This is a genomic window from Candidatus Eisenbacteria bacterium, from assembly GCA_016930695.1.
Lineage (GTDB): Bacteria > Orphanbacterota > Orphanbacteria > Orphanbacterales > Orphanbacteraceae > JAFGGD01.
In genome coordinates this window covers 1-4,601 of the sequence record JAFGGD010000017.1, presented here as the reverse complement: position 1 = coordinate 4,601, position 4,601 = coordinate 1, and the positions used below count along the sequence as shown (strand labels likewise).

General features: G+C 65.4%; 4 protein-coding genes. 2 read left to right on the top strand and 2 right to left on the bottom strand.

From position 1 onward, the window contains the following. A partial coding sequence (locus JW958_02830; GenBank protein MBN1825173.1) for a glutamate dehydrogenase occupies positions 1–593 on the bottom strand: 593 nt, incomplete at its 3' end. A gap of 375 nt (positions 594–968) precedes the next feature. On the opposite strand from JW958_02830, the gene JW958_02825 reads away from it, so the two are divergent. Beyond that, positions 969–2,198 carry a spore maturation protein gene (locus JW958_02825; GenBank protein ID MBN1825172.1) on the top strand — a complete coding sequence of 410 codons (1,230 nt, stop codon included), beginning with the start codon at positions 969–971 and terminating at the stop codon, positions 2,196–2,198. Between the two features lie 10 nt (positions 2,199–2,208). Then, entirely contained in the window at positions 2,209–3,438 is a 1,230-nt protein-coding gene (locus tag JW958_02820; GenBank protein MBN1825171.1) for an O-antigen ligase family protein, read from the top strand. On the opposite strand, the gene JW958_02815 is transcribed toward JW958_02820, so the two are convergent. Then, entirely contained in the window at positions 3,419–4,147 is a 729-nt protein-coding gene (locus JW958_02815; GenBank protein ID MBN1825170.1) for a hypothetical protein, read from the bottom strand. The genes JW958_02820 and JW958_02815 overlap by 20 nt on opposite strands. Positions 4,148–4,601: the final 454 nt, after the last annotated feature.

Sequence of the window (4,601 nt, the reverse complement as noted above, 5' to 3'; positions counted from 1 at the left end):
TTCAGACCCTTGCCGGTCAGCACGCCGGTGAACTCGTTCCGGATTCTCTTGTACTGGCCGAAGAGGAAGCCGATCTCGCGGCCGCCGACGCCGATGTCACCCGCGGGTACGTCCGTGTCCGGGCCGATATGGCGCTGCAGTTCGGTCATGAAGCTCTGGCAGAACCGCATCACTTCGCCGTCCGATTTCCCCTTCGGGTCGAAATCGGAACCGCCCTTGCCGCCGCCCATCGGGAGCGTGGTCAGGCTGTTCTTGAACACCTGCTCGAAGGCGAGGAACTTGAGGATGCCGAGGTTCACGCTCGGATGGAAACGGAGGCCGCCCTTGTAGGGGCCGATGGCGCTGTTCATCTCGATCCGGAAGCCGCGGTTGACCTGGATCTTCCCTTTGTCGTCGATCCAGGGAACACGGAAGAGGATGACCCGCTCCGGCTCGACGATCCGCTCGGGAATCCGCGCCTCGACGTACTCGGGGTGCTTCTTCCAAACACTCTCGAGAGATTCAAAGACTTCCTCGACGGCCTGGTGGAATTCCGCCTCCGCCGGGTTTTTCGCTTTCACATACTCCATGAACGCTTTGGTGTCGAAGGACATTGAGCTTTTCTCCTTACTCTGAGCCTTGTCCCGTACCTGAATTTTAGAATCGAACCCAATGAGTTTAGCGCACCTTTTCCGTTTGTTCATCCACTCTTTTTCTCGGTTCTCCGGAGAAGAACGGAGAGGAGCGAGGCGCGTTCACACCCGAGATTGGATTCCGCAAGTAATTGAAATATAGAGGCTAAGGGTTGGTTCTCTCTCGGGGTGCCCCGGTGGACCGCCCGATCCGCCGCCGCGGAACGATCCCGGCCGGTGATACAGAACCGGATCGGAGGGGGCAATCCGCCGCCGGCGTTCTCCGCCGGCTCGGCCGGTCCGATTCCCCCATGACAAGGCCCGTTCCGGTCCGCTAAGATGCGATCGGGAGGCGTCATGCTGAACAGGATCTGGGCCGCGTTTTTCTTTCTGGGCTTTCTCGCCGCCTGCGCGCGCGCGGCTTTTTTCGGCGATCCCGGCGTGTTCCGGGATGTGGTGGGCGCGCTCTTCGACATGGCGAAGACCGGTTTCGAGATCGCCCTCGGCCTGACCGGCGTGATGTGCCTCTGGCTGGGCGTGCTGCGCGTCGGCGAGGCGGGAGGCGCCGTCGCCCGGCTCACCCGCCTCTTCCAGCCCCTCTTCCGGCGCCTCTTCCCCTCCATACCCGCCGGGCACCCCGCCGAGGGGTCGATCGTGATGAACATGGCGGCCAACGTGCTCGGCCTGGACAACGCCGCTACGCCGATCGGTCTGAAGGCGATGGGGGAGCTGCAGGAGCTGAACCCGGACAAGGAGAGCGCCTCGAACGACCAGATCCTCTTTCTGGTGATCAACACGTCGTCGGTGACGCTTCTGCCGGTCACCATCTTCACCTACCGGGCCCAGATGGGGGCGGCGGATCCGACCGACGTTTTCCTTCCCATGCTCATCGCCACCACCTGCAGCACCCTGGTCGGCCTGTTCGTGACCGCGGCGGTGCAGCGACGGAACCTGGCGGACCGCGTGATTCTCGGTTATCTGGGGGCGGTGATCGGCGTGGTGGCGGCGCTGATCGCCTACTTCGTCCGCCTCGACCGGGAGGCGATGGAGGCGCAGTCCGCCTTCCTGGCGAACGTCCTCATCCTTTCGGTGATCATTCTCTTCCTCGCCGCGGCGATCCGGCGGGGCGCGCCGGTTTACGAGGTGTTCGTGGACGGGGCGAAGGAGGGATTCCGCGTCGCCGTGGGGATCATCCCCTACCTGGTGGCGATGCTCGTCGCGATCGGCGTCTTCCGCGCGAGCGGCGCCCTCGATCTCCTTCTGGACGGGATCCGCGCGGTCGCGTCGGCGGCCGGCTTGGACACGCGCTGGGTGGACGGGCTGCCGACCGCCCTCATGAAGCCGCTCTCCGGGAGCGGCGCGCGGGGGATGCTGATCGAGACGATGCGGGTCTATGGGGCGGATTCTTTCGCCGGCCGGCTCTCGAGCGTGGTCCAGGGAAGCACGGAAACGACATTTTATGTGTTAGCCGTTTATTTCGGATCCGTCGGAATCCGACGCACTCGACACGCCGTCGGTTGCGGACTCGCGGCGGACGCGGCGGGGGTGATCGCGGCGATCGCGGCCAGCTATCTTTTCTTCGGCTGAGGTGGGCGGGATGGTGCGCTCGCGCGTTCTTCTGGAGAACCTGCTCTTTTTCTTTCTGATGGTCTTTCTGCTCGCCGCCCCCTCGTCGGTCGCCTATTCGGAAATCGCCCTCGCGGCGGCGCTCCTCCTGGCGGTGGCGCGGTTTGCGGTCCGCCGCGGAAAGCCGAACGCGCTGGGGCGGCTCCCGCGTCGCCGACTTCTCCTTCTCCCGATGGCGGCGTGGATCGTCGCGGGGGCCGTGGTCGCCTTGCTCGCCCGGGAGAGAGCCTCCAGCGCGGCGAAGCTCGTCAAGCTCCTGCCGATGGGGCTCGTCCTCTTTCTGCCTCTTCTACTCACGACCGCCGCGCGGCTCCGTCACGCCGCCGCCGCTCTTCTCGTCGGGGGCGCCATCACCTCCGCGTACGGGATCGGTTACTGGATCGACGATCCCTCGTCGAGACTGGGGGGGTTCGTCGGCTTCTACATGAGCACGGGCGGGATCCTGATGATGGTCGGGCTCGCGGGCGCGGCGCTCCTTCTGACCCGCGGCGTCGGTGGGCGGCTCCGGTGGATCGCCGCCGCGACGGTACCGGTGATCCTCGTCGCCCTGGCGCTCACCGACACGCGGGGCGCTTGGCTCGGCTTCTTCGCGGGGCTGGTCGTCCTCATCCTCCGCCGCGGGAGGCGGTACGCGATTCTACCGGCGGCTCTCGTCGTTCTGGTTCTCCTCGTCCCCCGGACGAGAGAGAGCGCACGCTCCGCCTTCGATCCCTCCCACGAGAGGAACCGGGAGAGAACCTTCATGTGGAGGACCGGCTTCGATATCTTCCGGGATCATCCATGGACCGGGACGGGACAGGCGGGGATGCGGAATGTTTACATCGAATACATGGACTCCGAGGCGATCGAGAAGCCGCCCCATCTTCACAGCGTGCCGATCCATCTGCTCGCGTCTCAGGGAGTGGTCGGGTTCGCCGCCTGGGCGTTCCTCTTTGTCTCGCTCGGCGTTTGGCTCGTTCGCGCGCCGCCCCGCCCTGGCGCGGGACCGCCCGCGGCGCGCGCACTCGTCGACGGCGCACTGGCCGTCTGGGCCGGGTTCCTGGTGAACGGTCTGGTGGAGTGGAATCTGGGGGACGTGGAGGTGGTGACGGTGTTCTGGACCTGCGTGGGACTCGCGGCGGCGGCGGCGGCTCTGGGGAGGGACCGCGCCGGCGATCCCTCCCCCGCCGTCCGCGAAGCGCCTAGCGCCAGATCTTCTTGACGTCCCCCCAGCTCTTCTCCTCGGTGGAGGTGGTCTGCGGGCGATACTCGATCTCGGCGATCGCGCCGCTCCCGGAGAACTCGGCGTCGATGTAGGTGAGGGCGCCGTACCCCATCAGGTCCACGGTCTGCACCGAGTTGTTCCCCAACGCGGCGGTGGGAGTCGTGCCGACCAGCCCGCCGTCGTTGTAGGCCTCGAATTCAATCGATTCGGTCGCGTCGATGTCCACGATCTTGACCCACATGACCACCGTCGGCACATCGAAGGTGAAGCGAATCAGACCGCCCCCCGCCTCGTCGTTCGGTTGGTCCACCAGGCCGTCCATGTCCCCGTCGACGATGTCGTGGGCGATCACGATCAGATGGCCGAGGGGCTCGCTGTTCTCGCCGGGCATTCCCGACTCGCCGCCGGAACCGACGCCCGGCCCGCTGAAGTCCTCGTTCGGAGTCCCCAGGTCCCAGTCGCCCCCGGTCGGGTTCGCCGAATCGAAAATGACAATCGAGTTCGGGCCCGAGCCGTTGTTGGTGACGCTCAGGGTGAAATCGGGAAAGGCGGTTCCGGGGGCCGTTCCGCCGCCGGGAAGGACTCCCGCCACGACCGTGCCGGCGGGGACGCCGTTGAAGTCCTGCGTGATCGCGAAGGCGCCGCCTGCGGCCGCGAAAAGGAAGAGGGCCGCCGCGCCCAGTGAGAGAATCCGTCGCTCGTTCATGCTCGCCTCCTGTTCCTCCTCGTCCGGAGAATGGCAAGGTTTCATAAGCCGATTGGATGGACCGGAAGTAATACCCGCCCGCTCTTCAACCGCTTATCGGAAGGAGGCTCGAGGAACTGGAGATGGTGGGGGAGTGGTCTTGTAACACATTGTTATAATGCGTGTTATCTGTTTTTATTCCCGTGTGCGTACACGAAAGGACCTCGTAAACGTGTGCATGAACGGAGAAGAGTGTCGAAAACGAAATCCCAATCGAAATCCAAATCGTTTTCTCCCTCTCCCGCCTGCGGGAGAGGGTGAGGGTGCCTTTTCTTCCCCCGCCGGTCTCCCTTCGGGGCACGGTGGGGGAAGGAGGACGGACGGGGTATCCCTCTCGGAGTCCGGGGCGTGCCGCCCCCTGGGTGGGTTCGTGATCGCCACGGAGTTCCCACAAGGGTGCGACCTCGCGCGGCTG